At 70.6% G+C, this 18,099-nt stretch carries 15 protein-coding genes, 1 tRNA gene and 2 pseudogenes; 7 read left to right on the forward strand and 11 right to left on the reverse strand.

Annotation, left to right across the window (positions count from 1 at the left end):
* Positions 1-234 precede the first annotated feature (234 nt).
* From ACZ3KP_RS15095 to ACZ3KP_RS15105, 3 genes are all read right to left on the reverse strand, one after another.
* Positions 235-606, reverse strand: coding sequence for a hypothetical protein (locus ACZ3KP_RS15095; RefSeq protein WP_467499654.1), 372 nt, complete (start codon positions 604-606; stop codon positions 235-237).
* Between the two features lie 453 nt (positions 607-1,059).
* Positions 1,060-1,635, reverse strand: a complete 576-nt coding sequence (locus ACZ3KP_RS15100; protein ID WP_467499656.1) for a dihydrofolate reductase family protein — start codon at positions 1,633-1,635, stop codon at positions 1,060-1,062.
* Between the two features lie 132 nt (positions 1,636-1,767).
* Entirely contained in the window at positions 1,768-1,974 is a 207-nt protein-coding gene (locus ACZ3KP_RS15105; protein ID WP_467499658.1) for a hypothetical protein, read from the reverse strand.
* Between the two features lie 160 nt (positions 1,975-2,134).
* Between ACZ3KP_RS15105 and ACZ3KP_RS15110 the strand changes: the two are divergent.
* Positions 2,135-2,579 (forward strand): annotated as a pseudogene (locus tag ACZ3KP_RS15110) (cupin domain-containing protein); the annotation flags it as partial.
* Between the two features lie 102 nt (positions 2,580-2,681).
* Here the strand turns inward: ACZ3KP_RS15110 and ACZ3KP_RS15115 are convergent.
* Positions 2,682-3,275, reverse strand: coding sequence for a TetR/AcrR family transcriptional regulator (locus ACZ3KP_RS15115; RefSeq protein ID WP_467499660.1), 594 nt, complete (start codon positions 3,273-3,275; stop codon positions 2,682-2,684).
* Positions 3,276-3,386: 111 nt separating this feature from the next.
* On the opposite strand from ACZ3KP_RS15115, the gene ACZ3KP_RS15120 reads away from it, so the two are divergent.
* Entirely contained in the window at positions 3,387-4,271 is an 885-nt protein-coding gene (locus ACZ3KP_RS15120) for an SDR family oxidoreductase (RefSeq protein WP_467499662.1), read from the forward strand.
* A 154-nt stretch (positions 4,272-4,425) separates the two neighbouring features.
* Here ACZ3KP_RS15120 and ACZ3KP_RS15125 read toward each other — a convergent pair whose 3' ends face one another.
* Positions 4,426-4,683, reverse strand: coding sequence for an LmrA/YxaF family transcription factor (locus ACZ3KP_RS15125; protein ID WP_467499664.1), 258 nt, complete (start codon positions 4,681-4,683; stop codon positions 4,426-4,428).
* Positions 4,684-4,924: 241 nt separating this feature from the next.
* Between ACZ3KP_RS15125 and ACZ3KP_RS15130 the strand changes: the two genes are divergently transcribed.
* A complete protein-coding gene (locus ACZ3KP_RS15130) occupies positions 4,925-5,491 on the forward strand; it encodes a Uma2 family endonuclease (RefSeq protein ID WP_467499666.1) in 567 nt (188 codons plus the stop codon).
* A 615-nt stretch (positions 5,492-6,106) separates the two neighbouring features.
* Here ACZ3KP_RS15130 and ACZ3KP_RS15135 read toward each other — a convergent pair.
* Positions 6,107-6,934, reverse strand: coding sequence for a ZIP family metal transporter (locus ACZ3KP_RS15135; protein ID WP_467499668.1), 828 nt, complete (start codon positions 6,932-6,934; stop codon positions 6,107-6,109).
* Between the two features lie 487 nt (positions 6,935-7,421).
* On the reverse strand, positions 7,422-8,120 hold the full coding sequence (locus ACZ3KP_RS15140; protein ID WP_467499670.1) for a cupredoxin domain-containing protein: 699 nt from the start codon (positions 8,118-8,120) through the stop codon (positions 7,422-7,424).
* Between ACZ3KP_RS15140 and ACZ3KP_RS15145 the strand changes: the two are divergent.
* Positions 8,119-8,720, forward strand: a pseudogene (locus ACZ3KP_RS15145) (cation diffusion facilitator family transporter); the annotation flags it as partial. The gene ACZ3KP_RS15140 and the pseudogene ACZ3KP_RS15145 overlap by 2 nt on opposite strands.
* Before the next feature lie 404 nt (positions 8,721-9,124).
* Here the strand turns inward: ACZ3KP_RS15145 and ACZ3KP_RS15150 are convergent.
* The 3 genes from ACZ3KP_RS15150 to ACZ3KP_RS15160 form a co-directional block, all read right to left on the reverse strand.
* The gene (locus ACZ3KP_RS15150; protein WP_467499672.1) at positions 9,125-9,892 is read right to left on the reverse strand and encodes a class I SAM-dependent methyltransferase; all 768 of its coding nucleotides are present in this window, start codon (positions 9,890-9,892) and stop codon (positions 9,125-9,127) included.
* Between the two features lie 630 nt (positions 9,893-10,522).
* Positions 10,523-10,732: a hypothetical protein gene (locus ACZ3KP_RS15155; protein ID WP_467500279.1), complete on the reverse strand. Its 210-nt coding sequence runs from the start codon at positions 10,730-10,732 to the stop codon at positions 10,523-10,525.
* 410 nt (positions 10,733-11,142) lie between these two features.
* The gene (locus tag ACZ3KP_RS15160; RefSeq protein ID WP_467499674.1) at positions 11,143-11,679 is read right to left on the reverse strand and encodes a hypothetical protein; all 537 of its coding nucleotides are present in this window, start codon (positions 11,677-11,679) and stop codon (positions 11,143-11,145) included.
* Between the two features lie 518 nt (positions 11,680-12,197).
* Here ACZ3KP_RS15160 and ACZ3KP_RS15165 point away from each other — a divergent pair.
* The 3 genes from ACZ3KP_RS15165 (at position 12,198) to ACZ3KP_RS15175 (ending at position 15,414) form a co-directional block, all read left to right on the forward strand.
* Positions 12,198-12,272, forward strand: a tRNA-Trp gene (locus ACZ3KP_RS15165).
* Between the two features lie 324 nt (positions 12,273-12,596).
* On the forward strand, positions 12,597-14,279 hold the full coding sequence (locus tag ACZ3KP_RS15170; protein WP_467499676.1) for an Ig-like domain-containing protein: 1,683 nt from the start codon (positions 12,597-12,599) through the stop codon (positions 14,277-14,279).
* 556 nt (positions 14,280-14,835) lie between these two features.
* Entirely contained in the window at positions 14,836-15,414 is a 579-nt protein-coding gene (locus ACZ3KP_RS15175) for a fasciclin domain-containing protein (protein WP_467499678.1), read from the forward strand.
* Here ACZ3KP_RS15175 and ACZ3KP_RS15180 read toward each other — a convergent pair.
* Complete coding sequence (locus ACZ3KP_RS15180; protein WP_467499680.1) at positions 15,383-18,028, reverse strand: protein kinase domain-containing protein; 2,646 nt, start codon at positions 18,026-18,028, stop codon at positions 15,383-15,385. The two genes, ACZ3KP_RS15175 and ACZ3KP_RS15180, sit on opposite strands and share 32 nt — an antisense overlap.
* Positions 18,029-18,099: the final 71 nt, after the last annotated feature.

Consider the following 18,099-nt stretch of genomic DNA (forward strand, 5'->3'; position numbering starts at 1 on the left):
CCTGGGACGCGTGGGCGCAGAGGGAAACAGGGCAGAGACGAAAGCACGGTGGCCCGGGCCGATGAGGGCCCGGGCCACCGCTGTTGTCGCAGAAGCCTCGTACTGGCTCCGTGTCTGTTCTCGATCGCTTGGAGGGCAGGCCGCAAACGGTGAATGAGCGCCGGCGCCCTGAGCGATGGCCGGACGGCTCGTCTGACCCGACCAGGGGCGGGCATTCACCCGCTGGGGCTCGGGCTAGAGCAGGCGGATGGAGCCGGTGGCGGTGCGGGGATCATCCTTGACGGTGACCTTGTGGCCCCGCAGGAGCCCGTCGAGGGCGGCGTCGAGGCGAGAGATCGCGACGGTGGCGGCCGTGCAGAGCGGAACGTTGCCGAACGAGGTGAAGGTGACCTTCTCGCCGACGATGCCCGGGCTGAGAGTGGCTGACAGGCCGGTGACCTTGAGGGGCAACTTCTGCAGCCTGGCCTGCTGGGCCGTCACCGAGCCGCCGGTGCCGGGAGCGGGGACGTTCTCCGGCTCGTCGCACACCAGGACGTCAGGGTCTTCGTTGAACCACAGGTCGCCAGCCAGGGCACTTGTCGAGCCTGCGCCGGTAGGCGCCGTCACAGATGTAGAAGTACGGCGGGTCGACGCGGTGCTGGTGGTAGCGCGTGCCTCGAACAGCGCGGCAACATCTCCTCAGCCTCGGTCCTCGACGTCCTGCAACGCACCCTCACGACCCCGCCCAGGGCTTGATCAAGTTCCGGAAGCGTGTGGATTTGCTGCGATTCCCAGGATGGGGAGTGCTCCGGCTGGTTCATCACGAATCGCCCAGATGGTCCTGGCGAGGTTCTCGGCTCCGAGGAGGCGTTCCGGGTGGACGGTACACGGAACCCTGCGAGGTCTGCGCCGTACCCGGAGCCCAGGTGGGCTTGCCATTGCCCCACGATCATGTGACCCGACCGCAGGATCGGATCAAGAGACACTGTCTGCGCGAGTCAGATGCCCTTCCAGACTCTGCGCCCCGAGCCAGGCGCTCGCCTTCGTGGTCTCCTTCAGCCAAACCATCGTCCCTCGCGGTCAGCGAACGACGCGGTAGGAGAGGTGGGTTGCCGCCGGGGTCGCTGTCACCTGGGTGCGTTCGAGGGTGATCGCGGAGTCGAGCACGCTGAACAACCGCGTGCCACCGCCGACCAGGACCGGGATCACATGCACGCGGATCTCGTCGACCAGGCCGAGCGGGAGCGCCTGCTGCATGACGGTAGCGCCGTGCAGCCCGACGACCTTGTCGCCCGCCGCCTTCTTTGCCTGCTCGATCGCGCTGACCACTCCGTCGGTGACGAAGGTGAACACGGGCGGGTACGAGGTGGTCGGTGCCTGGTGGGTGACCACGAAACACGGGACGTCGCCCATCGGGCCGCCCTGGCCCCAGCCACCCTCTCCCTCGTTCTTCTCGAAGGACGTACGGCCCATCACCACCGCACCCGAGTCATCGACCACCTGCTCCAGGATGGCCCGGTCCTCGTCGGTCGCCTGGTCGGACATCCACTTGTGCAGCATCCAGGCACCGTCGCCGAACGGGTTCTCGCGGCTGTCATTCGGTCCGGTGACGTATCCATCGAGCGAGATGGACATGTCGCAGATCACTTGTGCCATGGGTGACGCCCTCCCTCTGCCGGTGCTCCACAGTGCGCTGTGTACGACTCGGCGCGCCGGCCGAATTCATCGGTGATCCGTGGATCGCCCATGACGCCCTTCCGCCGCGAACGAGCGCCCGCGGCGATCCCCTCACCCCCACGGCCCCGCCCGGTCCGACCGGGGCGCTGCGCCATGCCGTCCCGGCCGGGTGGTCTTGGCGATGTTCTCGGCTCCGAGGGTCTTCAGTGCGCCGATGGCGAGGTTGCGGAGGGATGCCATGGCACGCGGTGCGGTTCCGGCGTGGACGGAGGAGGCGTCCTCGGCGAAGGTCTGGGCTTGATTCGCTTTGCCGGACATCCGAGATCAGGGGTTCCGCCCCGGAAGGATGTCCATCATGGAGAGCGTGGGGAAGAAGAAGCCTCGGCCTCGCCGTTCGTTCACGCCGGAGTTCAAGGCCGAGATCGTCGAGCTGTGCCGACGCGGTGACCGCTCAGTCGGTCAGATCGCCAAGGACTTCGAGTACGGCGTCTCCCTGGACGAACTGGCCGGCACCGCGCCCGCCCCCCGCGGCCGAGCCGCGCGCTACGGCGCCGCTGAGCTTCGGGGATGACAAGGCGGTGCTGCCGTTGACCCGGTACGTCGGCGGCCTGCACGCCCACAAGCACGTCCTGCCCGCTGTCGAGAGTCCGCCCGCGCGGCCGCGGCAGGTCTCCCACGACGGCCACGAGTGGCTGTGCGTCCTGTACGGGCGGCTGTGGCTCGCGCTCGGAGACCAAGACCTCATCGTGACCCCGGGGGACGTCGCCGAGTTCGACACCCGCACCCCGCACGGGGTGGCGAACTCCAGCCCCGGCGGGCCGGTCGAGTACCTGGTCCTGTTCGGACCGCAGGGCGAGCGCCTGCGACCGCGCACCCCTCCAGCCGCTGGTCGCGGGACTGGTGACAGAAAGGCGGATGAATGAGCACGTGTGACAAGCCGGGTGCCTTGTTGACACCGTGACCGGCAACCGCCCCCTCAGCTCGCTCCAGCGGCCCGGGGCGGACGCGGGGCGGACGCGGGGCAGTCACATGATCGTGGGCGGTTCCCTGACGAGTGCGGCTGTCGCGGCTCGGAGTTCGTCCAGCGTGTGGCGTACGAGTTCGATGAGCGTCTGCTGGTTGGCCGCATCGGCCCACTGGTCGAAGGCGTGATGAAAGGCGCGGATGCCGAGTTCGGCGGCGAGACTCGCGGTCGGCTCCGGTACGCCGCGCTTGTGGAGTGCGTCCGTCATGGCCTTGGCCAGTCCGCCGCGCTTGAAGGCGGCGCGCTCCTGCAGCTCGCCGTTACCGGCGGTGACCGAGCGGATCCTGGCGGCGAACTCGCGGCGGTCGTCGGTGAAGGTGGCCGCGAGGGCGTCGAGGGCCCCGCCGACCGCTTGCAGTGGCGTGGCCGGGCCGGGCGCTTCGGTGATCGCGTCGGCGAGGAGCCGGGCGTGCACCTCCTGGCCGGCGAAGAGCACTTCCCGCTTGTCGGAGAAGTGCCGGAAGAAGGTGGTCTTGGTCAGGCCGGCCAGATCGGCGATCTCGTTGACGGTGGTGGCCTCGTAACCCTGTTCGGTGAACAGGTCGAGTGCGGCACGCACCAGCCGTTCCCGCGCGTTCGGTTCCCATCGAGCCATGCGGAAAGCATAAGTGACGTTACTTAGTACCGTCACTTGGGCTAGGGTGATGGCACCAAGTCACATCACTTCGCTCCGCGGGCGGAGTGCCGCATCCCAGGAGAGCTGCTCATGCGTGTAATCGTCACCGGCGCCGGCGGGCACATCGGATCGGCCGTGGTGCCCGAACTGATCCAGGCCGGACACAAGGTCGTCGGCCTGGCACGGTCCGACGCCTCGGCTGCCGCCATCAAAGCCATGGATGCCGAGGTACGCCGCGGCGACACCGCAGACCTGGACGGTCTGCGCGAGGCCGTGTCCGACGCGGACGCGGTCATCCACCTCGCGTTCAACCATGACGCCCTGGCCCCCCGGGACTTCGCCGCTGCGGCCACCGCCGACCTCGCCGCGGTGCACACCCTCGGCGACGCGCTGGCCGGCACGGACAAGACCCTCATCGGCGTCGGCCTGACCCCCACCGGCGATCCGAAGCGCGACGCGGCGATCGACGCCAACCCCCGCTCCGCCGTCGCGCGCGCGATCGCCGGGTTCACCGGGCAGGGCGTGCGGTCCATGCTGGTCGCGGTCCCACCGGTCACCCACAGCGTGCGGGACCGGCACGGCTTCATACCCAGGCTGATCAGGATCGCTCGCGACACGGGCGTGTCCGGCTACGTCGGTGACGGCGCCAACCGCTGGGCCGCCGGGCACACCCTGGACGTCGGCCGCTTGTTCCGGCTTGCGCTGGACCATGCTCCCGCCGGATCCCAGCTGTACGCCGCGGCCGAGGAGGGCATCACGGTACGCGAGATCGCCGAGACCATAGGCCGCCACCTGAACGTGCCGACCGTGAGCATCCCCGCCGAGCAGGCCGCGGAACACTTCAAGGGCTTCCCGTTCATCACGCTCGACACCACCATGCCCAACGCGGACACCAGGCAGTTGCTGGACTGGCAGCCGGTCCACCCCGGCCTGATCGCCGACCTCGAGGCCGGCCACTACTTCACCACCGGCTGACGCCCGCACGCTCCACCAGCACAGCCGGCGGTCCGTCCACCGGCTGTGCCGACACGGGCACCCCCGGCCCCCGCCACATGATCGCCCGGACAGTTTCCGGCACTCCGGCCGGAGATCCCGATCGGGCTGGTCACGGGTGGTGCGGGGGGGCAGGTTAGGCCGCCGACGATGTCACGCGGCGGCGTGCTGTCCGCCCAATCCCTCGGCAAGCGCTTGATCGCGTCGGCGACGAGCGCCTGCAGTTGCTCGGCGGTGCGGTCGAGGGCTCGGTGCTGCGCCTGGCTCGGCAGATGGCGACCATGCCCTCGACCGCCGCCACGATGGGCGTCGAAAGCTGCACGGCCTGTTCCGCCTCGGCGCCATGTTCCCGCAGGGAGCCGGTCAGCAGACTCTCCCAAGAAGCCCGATGCACACCTCCCTCGCCAACCTGCCCGCCACCGGCACCGCTGAGCTGGAACGCCAGAAGCTGGAACGCCGGAAGGCGGCCATCACCCGACCGGGGCGTTTCGCAGGCCGGCGCCGGTTCCTCACTTGTTGTGGGATCGCCGGCCGACGGGGAGTGGCGTGAACGGGATCAGCGTGCCGGGCGGATGACGGACAGTACGCTGAATCCAGCGGGATCAGGCCCGCAGCACAGTGTCCGGAGGTGCTTCATGTCGGCCGAGATGGTGGCCCCGGCGTGGATGCATGAGCAGATCACGGCGGAAGAGTACGAGTCCTGGTCCGACGAGCAGTGCGCCGGCATCGAGATCGTGGACGGGATGGTCGTCGTAAGTCCGGGCGCGTCCAAGCGGCACAACCGGCTGGCCCGGATTCTGGCGAACGCCCTGGACGCCGCCGCGGGCCCGGAGTGGAACGCCGACACGGACTTCGACGTCCGGCTCCAGGACGTCCCGCTCACCAATCGGCGCCCGGACGTCGTCATGTACCGCGCAGACACCATCGACGTCACCCCCACCCGTCCCGAGCACGTGCTACTGGTCGCGGAAGTGGTGTCGCCGGGTTCGGAGACCACCGACCGGATCGTGAAGGTCGACCAGTACGCCAAAGCGGGCATCGGCTTCTACTGGAGGATCGAGCAGGCCGCGACAGGCGTTCCCCTTGTGTACACCTCCATTCTCGACCCCGCGACAAAGACCTACCGGGAGGGAGACGTGTTCACCGGCGTTCTCAAGGCAGTGGCCCCGTTCCCCATGGAGATCGACCTCGGGCAGGTCTGATCTGGCGCTGCTCAACAGCCGGCGGCGCGTGAGCAATGCGTGAGCGGACGGTCCGGCACAGGGCGGCACGAGCCGGATCAAGTGGCTCGCCGTGCTCTTCCGACCAGGGGAAACAGCACCATGCAGCAGCGTCGGGCACCACCCGGCAAGGATCCAATCCCACTCCTAAAGCGGGTGTCGCAGGTTCGAATCCTGCCGGGGGCACAATTGACCTGCGGTTTTGCCGCGGAGTAGATCGGCGGGCTCGTTTCCGTGGGGAAATGGGAACGCCGTGGGAACGAAAGCTGACCGTCCGTCAGGACTGGCTGTGGGTGAGGGTGGCAGGGCTGCCCCATGCGCAGCGGCCGAATTGACCTGGCCGTAGGATCCCCGCAGGCGCGGGGAGCAGTCCGAGGCGCGTGCATTTCAGCCAAGCCTTCGCCTGGGGGTTCAGGGGCGAGCGGGGCGTTCTGACCTGGGGCGCAGCGCGCGGTGGTGACCGTTCCGTACAGCATCGGGCCGGGGTGAACGAGACCAGCACTGAGACCAGACACCTGTCGGTCCTCGCTGGTCAGCGACACTTCGGGATTCCGGCCCGCCGACCGGCCTGGAGCGGTTGACGGGCTGCCGGTCGGTTCAGGCGCCGGCGGCCGTGACGACGGCGTCCGTGGCGAAGCCGAGGAGGAGGCCGAGCAGGATGCACCAGGTGGTGAGTGTCTTCAGCCCGGTCCTGCGGGCAACGGCCAGCAGCTCGATGACCACGTAGAGGATCGAACCGGCGGCGAGGCCGAGGAAGGCGATCGACAGGGTGTCGTTGACCAGGTGCCGGCCGACGAGCGTGCCCAGGAAGGTGGGGCCGCCGCCGATCAGGCCGAGCCACAGGAGGGTGAGCCAGGACGGGCGTTCGCCTTCCGCTGCCAGTGGTGCGACGATGCCGAAGCCTTCGGTGGCGTTGTGCAGGCCGAAACCGATGATCAGCAGGACGGCGAGGGAGAGTTCGCCCCGAGCGGCGGAGTTTCCGATGGCCAGGCCCTCGGCGAAGTTGTGCAGGCCGATACCGGTGGCGATCATCAGCGCCAGGGCCCCTGCCTGGCTGCGGACCTTCGGGGCCAGCTCGGCGGTGGCGGCGGCGCCGGGTCCCGACGGGCGGTCGGCAGACGTCCGGCGGCGGCCGATCCAGCTGTCGTAATGCACGAGACCGGCCAGACCGATCGTCAGACCCACAGCCAGAGTGCCGCCCCCGGAAGCACTGGTTCCCCACTCGTGCTTGCTGAGCGCCTCGTCAACCGGCTCCCACGCGTGGGTCAGCACGTCCCACACGAGGAAGACGAGGATACCGATGGCCACGGCGTTCAGGGCCGCCTTGAGGCGGGGAGTCGGTGCGCGGAGTCGGCCGATCGGGAGGCCGAGGTAGATGGTGAAGCCGGCGATGGCGCCGAGCAGGGTGACGTTTGCGCTGGACATGATGACTCCGGTCTGACGTGCGGGGACGCAGAGCGAGTAAAAGTTAGACAAGGCTTGCCTAACAATCCCTGAAGCGCCATTTCACGCAAGTTTGGTGAAGTCATTGCATGGGGGCGCGGCGAGCGAGCCCGTGGCCTGCCCCGGGCCTGGCGGCCGTCAGGGGGTGCACGAACGCCGCACCGGCCGATCCGTCCAGCACCGTTGCCCGCATGTGAAGTCAGCGGAAAGGGGTGCCGAGACCCGCCGCCCCAGCACTCTCCGAGCGCCTCCTCGGCGTCGGGTGTACGGCGGGCGACGGACATGCCGGCCCCGCTCCCGGACGGGGCGCCGTACCTGCTCGACCGGTGAAGCGGCGCGCTGCGAGCCGCTACGCCCTGGTCTCTCAGGTCTGCTGGTGGGGCGCCGTCGTCTGATTCACCATGGCGCAGTCGCCTCTGGTGGCGGCAACGCCGACCGGCATCTGGAAGCGCCGCACTTGGCGCCGTGCTCAGTTCCTGTCCGCCTCGACGTCAGCCGTTGAGGGAGCTCCGGACGCGGCCGCGGAGCGGGAGCCGACGAGCAGCAGGCACAGCACCGCGACCCCCGCGACAATGCCTGCGAGGACGAGCAGCGGGTCGAGCGGCCGGGCGGCTGCGGCGCTGTCGGCGGCTGTCGGGACCTGCGCCTGAAGCGTGGGCGCCGTGCTCTGAGCGCGGGAGAGCGGGCTGTCGGACGCGGCTGGTACAGCGGCCGCCGACGCGGTGGCATGCGGGTGCGTGGACGCGGTGACCCGGGCAGGGGTACGCGGGGCGGCCGTCTTGGTGGGGCCCGAGGGGTTGTTGTGCTGGTGGGCGGGCGCCGCGGTCGTCGGCTTCTGGGTGGTTGCGGCTTGGACCACGAGCTGGGCGGTCATGCCGGGGTGCACGGTGCAGACGTAGCCGTACGTTCCCGCAGTGGTGAAGGTATAGCTCCACGTGCCGCCCTTGTTGAGCATCGGGGAGTGGACCGATGCGGGGCCGGACGTGGTCTTCACGTCGTGCGGCGCCTGGTCATGGTTGACCCAGGTGACGGTGTCCCCGGCGGTGACGGTCAGAGAGCGTGGGGCGAACGCGTAGCCGGACATGACGACTTGGTGGCCGGCGGCGCTCGCCTGCGGAGCGCCGAGGAAGGTGACTGCACCCGTGGCGAGGGGGAAAGACGTCAGCATGAGCGATCACGGCCACGACCACGGGCATGGTCCGCGGCACGCACACGATGCAGGGCACAGTGCGGGCGGGCACGCCGGGCACTCCCACGGTGTCTCGGCGGACGCCGACCGCCGCTGGCTGGCCATCGCCCTTGCCCTCATCACCGCGTTCATGGCGGTCGAGGTCGTCATTGGCATCGTCGCCGGTTCACTGGCCCTCATCTCCGACGCGGCGCACATGCTCACTGACGCCGCCTCGATCGTCCTCGCGCTGATCGCCATGCGGCTGGCCGCCCGGCCGGCCAAGGGCGGCTTCACGTACGGCCTCAAGCGCGCCGAGATCCTCTCCGCCCAGGCCAACGGGCTGACACCCTGCTCCTGCTCGGCGTGTGGCTGGCCCAGGAGGCCGTACGCCGTCTGATCTCCCCACCGGAGGTCGAGGGCGGCCTGATGCTCGCCACCGCGCGCGCCGGCATCGTGGTGAACGTGGCCGCGACCTGGTGCCTGTCCAAGGCCAACCGGTCCTCGCTCAACGTCGAGGGCGCCTACCAGCACATCCTCAACGACCTGTTCGCCTTCATCGGCACCGCGATCACCGCCCTGATCGTCGTCCTGACCGGGGTAACGCCTTCGACCTCGCCTCACTCGGGCCAGACGCGTAGCACGGCGACAGCAGCCGGGTGCACCGCGCCATTCTCGTGGCGCACCCGGCCCGTGCCACTCTTCGGCGTGAGCGCTGCGTGAGCGGACGGCCGAAAACCAACCGCCACGACTCAGCTTGGCCAACATGCTGGGTACCTCTGGCCTGCCCAAACATCAGGGTGCGGCAGAGACAAGCACCACCCGGCACGAATTCGATCCCACTCCTAAGCAGGTGTCGCAGGTTCGAATCCTGCCGGGGGCACCAGGCAAAAGACCTCGGACCGATCATGGTTCGGGGCCATTGGCATCAACGGGGGCGGTCGCTGGTCTTCGGCACGCCTCCTGGGCGGCGTGGCAAGCGATCCGCGAGGCGGCGGGATCACCTACTTGTCGGCGCGCGCCGCGAGCAGCGGCTGGAAGAAGCCTGTCTCGTGCGGCATCCGCCACTCGGGGTCCACAAACCCGGCATCGGCCACGAGGCCGGTCAGCCGGTCCCGGCCGAGCGCCCAGTAGACGGTCCGACGGACCTTGACGCGCCATTCTCCGCTGGCCGGCAGCAGTTGGAAGTGCTCCACGTCGTAGTGCTCGCCGTCCTCGTGCCAGTGCCAGAGCTGGAAGGTAACGGTCCGTTCTCCTCCGTCAGCGGGCTGGTGGACCTGCGGAGGCGCCGAAGCAGGTCGGCTGCGCAGCAGGTCATCGTAGGAACGCGTGCTGAGCAGCAGCAGTCCGGCAGGACGCAGCACGCGGCGCATATCCGCCAGGGCAGCGTGGACATCCTGCTCCGTCAGCAGGTGGGGCAGGGCGTTGTCGGCGCAGACGACGGCGTCGAACCGGCCGTCGGAAAACGGCAGGCGTCGCATGTCGGCGGCGGCCGTGCGCAGGGGCACATTGCGGTGGGCGGCTTCCCGGGCGGCGCGGGCGGCGGCGCGGACGCTGAGGTCCGTGCCCGTTACGCGGTGCCCGCGCAGCGCGAGACCGATGGCCTGCGTGCCGATGCCACAGGAGCAGTCGAGCACTGACGCGTTGTCCTGGCCAATCAGGCCGTCCAGGGCGTCTCCCTGCCGGCGAATGGCTGCGTCCCAATCTGCATAGATCAGGTGGTAGTCGTCGGCCAGGTCGTCGTAGAAATGTGCCACCGAGGTCTCGGACATGGACCGAGGCTACGGTGCGTGAGGCCCAGCGCAAGGGCCCCGGGCCGAGCACGGTCCGGGGCCCATCACGGGCTGGGACGTTACGCGGCGGGTTCACCACCAAGCTCGACGTGACCGTCGATACAGGGCCAGAAGCCCGTGGCGATCGGCATCGCGGCAGGAAGCTGCACCGTCGCGGAATCCGCTGCGCCATCCCCGATAAGGCCGACCATGCCCGCAACCGCAGAAGGCTCGGCCTCACGGCAGGTATTGAGAGGGGTCAGAGAGTGCGAGCGTCGGGGGTGGAGGCGGCCACGCCGGGCCGGCGAGCCGCCCCGGACCGACGGATGACGGACAACCGGCATGCGCCTTCCACGGCCACCTGAAGAAGGTACGGGCCCACGTACGTCGGTGAGCACGGAATTACCCATCGGTTCACAGACCGCGGTCGGGTCGACGGACCGATGTCCGGGCCGTCCGAGGCCGTTCAGCGGTGACCAAGGACGACTGCGTGGAAAACCTTGACGACCAAGCCCCCTACCAGAGGAGACCCACGGGTAGGGGGCTTGTTGCTGTGATTACCGATCAACGGTCGGGCTGCCGCTCAGGTCGTCAGCGGTCACCCGGCGAGGGAGTCCGGCGATCCGGCGATCAGAAGGAGACGGTCAGTCCCACCTGGTGGTACTGGCCGACGGTGTCCAGGACCTCGTCCTTGACCGTGCCCAACTGAGCCACGAGGTCCGAGCTGCCGAGCGCCGTGGGACCGGCGGTGACACCGGCCTGCGGGCTCAGGCCACCGGAGACGGTGTCGAGCTCGGTGTCGGAGATTTCAAGGGTCTGAACCTGGGGAGCGGAGTTCATCATGAAACTGCCCTTCGTATGGATGTTCCACAAGGGGGGAGCGGCCAAGTTGGGGGACGGACGGTCGGCCGCGGCCTCAGCCCGCGCCGACCCTTTCCAGACACTTGGCGTGATCCCTGCGGCGCGAAGGATCAAATCACGGAGCATGCCCGGCATCCAGTCGGTCGCCGTTTCCAGCCGCGCAGTTGCAACGGTCTGCCCCTCATCCGTGCACGCGTGCACACGAATTCAGGGCAGCGTCTCTACATGTAGTGCTGCACATGGAAACCGGCAGCTGTTGTCACGTCCGCTCCGAGTCGGACAACTCGGCATCAACCGAACTCACCTGTGCCGCAGTTGCACCTTTGCTGTGTAGATCCGGGCGCCGGGTCCTGGCCGAACAAAGTGTGGGGCGAGCGCTGGCCGATGTCCTACGAGGGGCCGGTCCGGGTGGTGCATGTGAACGGCTCGTCGATCCAGTAGGTGTCGTGCTGCGCGTCGTGGACGATCGGGTACCTGGTGGTCGGATCGCAGAGCCTGTCGATCTGCGTACGGTCCGCGGAACTGATGGTGAACCAGTACCGGTTGGTGTCCGGCGCCACCTTCTGGCACTTGTAGAAGAACCCCTTCATGCCAGGACCGAACACGTCGCTGCGGAATTGGGCGCTCAGCTTCTTATTGATGTTGATGTTGACGCAGTCGGCCTTCATGCCCTCGACATTGACAGTCTTGGCCGCCTCGGTCGTGTACCCCTTGGCCGTGTGGGTGCCCGACGCCGTCCAGGTCTTCGCCGGCAGGGCGATCTGCCGGGCGACCTCGGCGAGAAGCGGGCTGCCCTGAGCGGTCGACGCGATCCGCGTCACCGTGCGGGCCTCCGCGGTGCAACCGGCGACGGAGGCGGCGGTGACCATCGTCGCCAGCACTAGGGATGCCATCCGGATCCCGCGGACCAGGGACGAGGATGTCACGTTGCTCTCCGTTCCGGGCTCCCCGACGGACCCGGCCACTTCCGGGCGACTCTTCGCACCCTAGCCGCGAGAACGAACGGCCGAGGGGATCAGGGGTCGACAAATGTTCTGCGGCGTCACGGTCACAACCCGGACGGGCGAACGAACGAGGGCGCCACCTGGCACGGCCGTCCGTTCGCGGGGGTCTCCAGGCGAGACGGTGGGTCTGTCGGTCTGTGGGTCACTCTGCCCCATGGACGGGCGGGCTCTGATCCTCTCCCGTATCGCAGCACTCGTGGCCATGGATGCACCAGCGGTCTCATACCTGGCCCACATCAACCCCGCGGATCGATCCCGCGGTCAAGGCCGAGTTCACGGTCCAGTTCACGGTCGAGCAACTCGCCATAGCGGCCGTCGTCGGGACAGGACGGGTGATGTCGGCCGCAAGGCCGCATGGCCCGGTGCCGGGGAGGGCGAAGCCCGGTACGGGCCGGAGCGCGGCGCGCGGCGCGCGGCGCGCGTTAGGATCCCCGCCGGGCGGAGCCGTAGCGCAGAGGTCGTCGCGCGCGGTCTCCAAAATCGCGAGGACGCCGGTTCGATTCCGGTCGGCTCCGCCGCTCACGGCACGGCCTTGCGGGGGCGGGTGGGGCGCCGGGGCGTCTGTCCCATCCGGTGGCGTGCTGGTCTGGATGGGGGGCATGCCCGGTGTGGTGTGGATGACGGTGCCTGACGGACTGTCATTTTATGGGGCGGTCCGTCTCGTTCGCTCACCTGCCTGTTCCGGCAGGGGGATGTGGTGGGCTCCTCACGGTGGTGGGTCGCTGCCGTGAGGCCTTCTCTGCGCGCGCCCGCGCCCCGTCCCCCCGCTCCGGCCGGAGTCGGGCGTGTGTGCGGTGGGTGGGGTGCGCCGTGGCCAGAAAGGGTTCTGGATTCATCTCATGGCCGTTTCCACCATCGTCGGGCACGGGCGGGTAGCACGCCTGGTGTCCGGCCGTGCCTCTCATGGTCGTCGGGCGGGGCGTGCGGCGCTGGCCCTGGTCTGTGGGGTCGTCGCCGGCAGTGTCACGGTCCCCGTGGCCGCGACCACCGCTTTCGCCCTGCCGACGGCGTCCACGGTGCGCGTCGCGCACGCCTTCCCCACCTCCGCGGGCAAGGCAGGTCCCCGACGGCAGCCCCAGTCGGTCTCCTTCACCTGCACGCACGGCGACCAGACGTTCACGGTCCCCGCGGGTGTGTCCTCCATCGTGGTGGACGCCGTCGGCGCCCCCGGCGGCAACGGAGCCGACACCGGTGGCAGCACCGGCGGGGCCGGAGGCAACGGCGGCACCGTCTCCGGCGCCGGCCTGACCGTCACCCCTGGCCAGGTACTCCACGTCGAGGTCGGCTGCGCGGGCAGCAGCACCGGCGCGGGCGGTTTCAACGGCGGCGGCTCCGGCGGCTCCGGTGCCGCCGACATCACCAACCCGGGTGGGGGCGGCGGCGGTGCCACCAGCCTCCAGACCGCGGACAACAGCGGCTGTGTCCTGTCGGGCAACCCCGCCACGGACTGCCGCCTCCTCGTCGCCGCCGGCGGCGGAGGCGGCGGCAGCATCAACAACCCGGCCGCCACCGGGGCCGCAGGCGGCAACGCGAGCGGCAGCGGCGGCGCCCCCGGCACCGCCTCCACCAACTCCCACGGCGGGAGCGGCGGAGGCTTCGGCATCGGCGGGGGTGGCGGCGCCGACAGTGAGGCCAACCGCCCCGGCGGTGACGGCACCTCCAGTGGTGGCGGCGCCGGCAACGGCAGGGGAGGCGACGGCGGCGGCGCCTCGGCCACGACCGCCGGCGGTGGCGGAGGCGGTGGTGGCGGCGGGGTCATCGGGATCGGCGCCGGCGGGGGCGGGGGCGGTTCCACCCATGGCGAGGGAGCGACCGTCACCCCGGGCGTCGGCTTCATCCCTGGTGGTGACGGTGCTGCCGGCCACGGCGGCACCGGCGGCACCGGCCCCGTCACCGGCCCGTTCGGTACCGCCGGTGGTGGCGGTGGGGGTGGCTGGTTCGGCGGCGGCGGGGGCGCTTCGCGCGGTGGCGCGGGGGCGGGCTCCTCGTACGCTCCGACCGGCTCGGGGGCGACCGCGGGTACGGACACCACGGGCACGCCGATGCTGAAGATCACCTACACGGCGGCGCAGGCGACCACCCTGACCGCGACCCCGGCCACGTTCACCCGTACCGCCGCCACGCTGGACTTCACCGGCATGACGGCCACCCTCACCACCACCAGCGGCGGCACTCCCGTGGCCGGGCAGACGGTGACCTTCACCAGCACCGGCAGCGGCACGCTGCTGTGCACGGCCACGACCGACGCCAACGGTGTGGCCACCTGCGCCACCTACACCGCCCCCGACCTCGCCACCGCCATCGCGGTCGCACTGGACCTGCGCCTCAACGGCTACACCGCCACCTTCGCCGGCACCGCCGACCTCGTCGGCAGCACCGCCCACGCCGACGCCACCCAGATCGTCAGGCCCTGCCTCCCCGGCATGCCCTGCGACTGCGACCAGGACGGCGACGGCGGCTACTACGGCGGCCATGGCGATCACGGTGGGAGCGGCTGCGACCACGACGGCTACAGCGACTGACAACACCGTCGAGCCGGCCGCGCACGTATGTTTCCGGTCGGCCCGGCGGCCATGAGCACCGTGGTGACGACAGCGGGGCGAGGAACAGCACCCGGGTCTGCGCAGCGATCACGCGCAGACCCGGGTGCTTCGCGATCCGGTGGGCGTTGAGGTACACCGCGAGGCCTGAGGCCTTCAGGCCCTTCAGGCCCTTCAGGCCCGGGCACGAACGCGCGGGTGCGTTGCGCCAGCTCATCCCCATCGAGCAGGAGCTGGGTCCGCAGGCCCGCTACGCGGGGGCAGCCGCGCTGGGCCTGCGCCGCTGAACCGCGCGCACGCCCCGGTCCGGTTGCGATCTCGGGTGGGACGGGGCGTGCGTACGGGGCGCGACCTCGAGATGCGGTGACCGCACCTGCTGGATACGCTCGCTCAGTGGCCGGGTGACCATGGCCCAGGGCCGTGGCACGGCACTCGCCCACCCCGCCCGCGGAAATGAAGAGTTCCGCAGTCTCAGACCGTCCCAGACCTCTGCAGTGTTCACGCCTCCACGGGAGGCTTCCACGGGAGGAAGGTTGCGATGAGGTTCACCCGCATGCGTACCGCCAAGGCAACGGCGGCCGTCCTGGTCGCCGTCCCGCTCGCGTTCGGCGGCCTGGCGTCCCAGAGCCAGGCGCAGGACGCGTCTCCCAGCCCCTCGGGGACGTTCGGTCCCGGCTGCTCGGCGCTCTCCCAGAAGGCCAACACGGCCAAGGACAAGGTCGTGGAGGCCGCGGCCGCCTACCCCCAGCTCAGCCAACTGGTCTCGGCCCTGGTCAGGGCCAGGCTGAACGGCAGCCTCGACGGGAAACCCGCCATCACCGTCTTCGCCCCCAACGCCCAGGCCTTCCAGAAGGTGACCACGTCGCAGCTCTCCTCGCTTCTCAGCAACGAGGGGCAGCTGAAGAAGGTGCTGACCTACCACGTCGTGGACAAGCAGATCACCCCGAGCGAGCTCTCCAACGGCTCCTTCACGACGGTCGAGGGCGGCAAGCTGACCACGTCGGGGTCGGGCAGCAACTTCAAGGTCAACGGCAAGGCGAGCATCGTCTGCGGCAACATCAAGGCCGCGAACGCCACGATCTACGTCATCGACTCGGTTCTCCAGCCGCCGTCCTGACTCCCGCACCGCCATCCGGTTCCGGCGAGGGCTCGGCCGCCGGGGCCGGAGCCGCGGTCGGGGCGGTGTTGTCGGCGGGCGTGGTCGGGGCGGGGGCCGTGGTGGCAGGGGTGGTCGGGGCCGGGGCCGGGGTGGCGGGGGTGGTCGGGGCCGTGGTCGCGGGGGTGGGGTGGGAAGGGTGCGGTGTGGACCGGGTGGTGTCCTCGGTGGTGAGGGGCCGGGTGAGGGCCTGGGTCCTCGCCCTGCGGGTGGTGGGCGTGGTGGCGTGCTCGGCGACCAGGGTCCGCGCCCGCTCGGGCAGCGACGGCGGATCGAGCCTGCCCGCACCGGCTCCGGGCACCAGCGCCTCGGCCACCTCACCCGCCGTCGGCCGCCCCTCCGGGTCGGGGTGCAGACACCGGCGGACCAGCTCCGCGAGGTCCTTCGGCAGCCCGGCGAGATCGGGGGTACCGGCCCGGATGCGGGCGACCACGGACGGCGTGTCCCGGCCCCAGGGACTGCGCCCCAGGGCCAGGCGGGCGAGGACGGTCCCCAGGGAGAAGACGTCGCTCGCGGGGGTGAAGGCGGCCTGTTCGCGCAGCTGCTCGGGCGAGGCGTACGCGTACGTGCCGGCGAAGCCGCGCCGTGGCTCGGTGAGCCGTTCGATCTGGGCGATGCCGAAGTCGATGACGCGCGGTCCGTCCTCGGTCAGCAGCACGTTGGCCGGCTTGAGATCCAGGTGCACGATGCCCTCGGCGTGGATGGCGCTCAGGGCGACGGCGATGCCCGCCCCCAGTGAACGCACCAGGCCGGGCTCCAACCGGCCGCAGTGCGCGACGAGTTCCTGCAACGAGGGGGCGGCCACGTACGGCACCGCCATCCACGGGGTCGCGCCGTCCGTGTCCGCCGCGATCACCGGCACGGTGAACCGTCCGTCGACCCGCTGGGCCGCCCGCACCTCGTGGGCGAAGCCCCGCTTGATCGGGGGAGCCGCCGCGAGGTGCGCGTGCAGCGTCTTGACGGCGACCATCAGCCCGTCGGCGTCCTGGCACAGGTAGACCCGCCCGAAACCGCCCTCGCCGACGCACTCCAGGACCTCGTACGTACCGAAGACCGTCGGCTGGTCCGCCCCGCCCGCCCCGGCCGCGGGCCGCGCCCGCTCCATCTCCCGCCAGGTGCCGATGGCGGCCGCCTGCGGGTGGAACGCGATCCGGCCGTCCTCCGCGGCCGACGCCCGCTCGCGCGGACCTTCCTCACCCGTGGCCGTCCGCTCCGCCTGCTCGTCCTCCACCACGACGAACACCGCCGTCTGCGGCGTCCGCGCCGACTCCGGGCCGCCGTCCTCGAACACGTACGCCTGGATCTGCACGTTCTCGTCGCTCATGCGGGACACGAAGACGCCCGGCAGCCCCAACCCCGCGCACACGGAGGCCTCTTGTGGGGTCGGCCGCAGGTCGTCGCGGGCGAAGCACAAGGCCGCCACCTCGTACCCCTGCACGGTCAGGCCCCGCAGCACGTCCTTCCACTGCTCCGCCGTCCAGGCGCGCCACGCCGGTTCGGCCGCGATGTCGTTCACGACCGCGAGGCGGTTCGCGACGGCCGCGCCGCCCGCGCGCGCCAGCACCGCGCACGCCGTGTCCGGCGCCGCCTGCACCGTCTCCCCCAGCAGCGTCGCGGTCCGCTGCGCGACGCGCAGTACGGTGCGGCCGACCATCCGGGCGAGCCCGTCGCGCTGCCCGCGCAAGGTGTCGTAGACCGGCGAGCCCGGCAACTGGCCCTGGAGTTCCATGCACGCGAGCACCTTGTCGAAGCAGTCGACGGCCGTCGCATGGTCCTCCGCCCGCACCGCCGCTTTCGCCTGCGCGACGAGCGCGGAGAGAACCTCGGAACCGGCCGGGCCGTAGAGCTCCTCGGCCCGTACGGCTATCTGCCCGTACATCCGGCCGGCGCGCGCGTAGTCCCCGGCGGCCTCGACCGCGGCGGCGGTCGCGAAGAAGTCCCGCAGTCCCTCCTCGCCGCCCTCGTTGCCGAACGGCAGTACGCCCGCGACCTCGACGTAGCGCTGGCGGGCGATGCTGACCAGTTGGTGGGTGGGGCCGAAGTTCTGCTGGGCGGTCCCCAGCATCTGGGAGAACGCGCGCAGCGCGGCCGCGTTGTCGCCGCTCTTCTGCTGCCAGTAGCCCACCTCGCACAGCAGGGTGAGGGCGGTCTCGGTGCGGTTCTCCCGCTCGGCGGCCCGGCGCATCGCCTCGTAGCGGCGCACGGCCTCCTCCGGCCTACCCGACCGGCCGTGCCAGTGGGCGAGTTGGTGCCGGGCCAGTTCGGTGTCCCGGTGGCGCGGTCCCTGGATCCGCTCCCGGTCGGCCAACAGGCGTACGAACAGCTGGACCGCGACCTCGGGGCGACCCGACTCGCCGGTCCAGTGGGCGAGTTGATGTCGTAGCGCCAAGGTCTGGGGGTTCTGCGGTCCCAGCCCGTCCTCCGCCTGCGCGACGAGTCGCCCGTAGTGCTCGGCGGCCTTGCGCGCGTCGCCCTGGCGGCCGGTCAGCTCAGCCGCCTCGCCGCCCTCGCGCAGCGCCTCGACGAGCGCGCGACGGCTCGACGGCGTTCCGTGCCCTCTGCCCAACCACCTCATCGAGTCTCCCCCAACGCCGGATCCGGACGTGCGCCGAGTAGCCAGTATGCGCTACCCAAACGATTGCGCCA

Source organism: Streptomyces sp. NPDC020958, assembly GCF_055562175.1.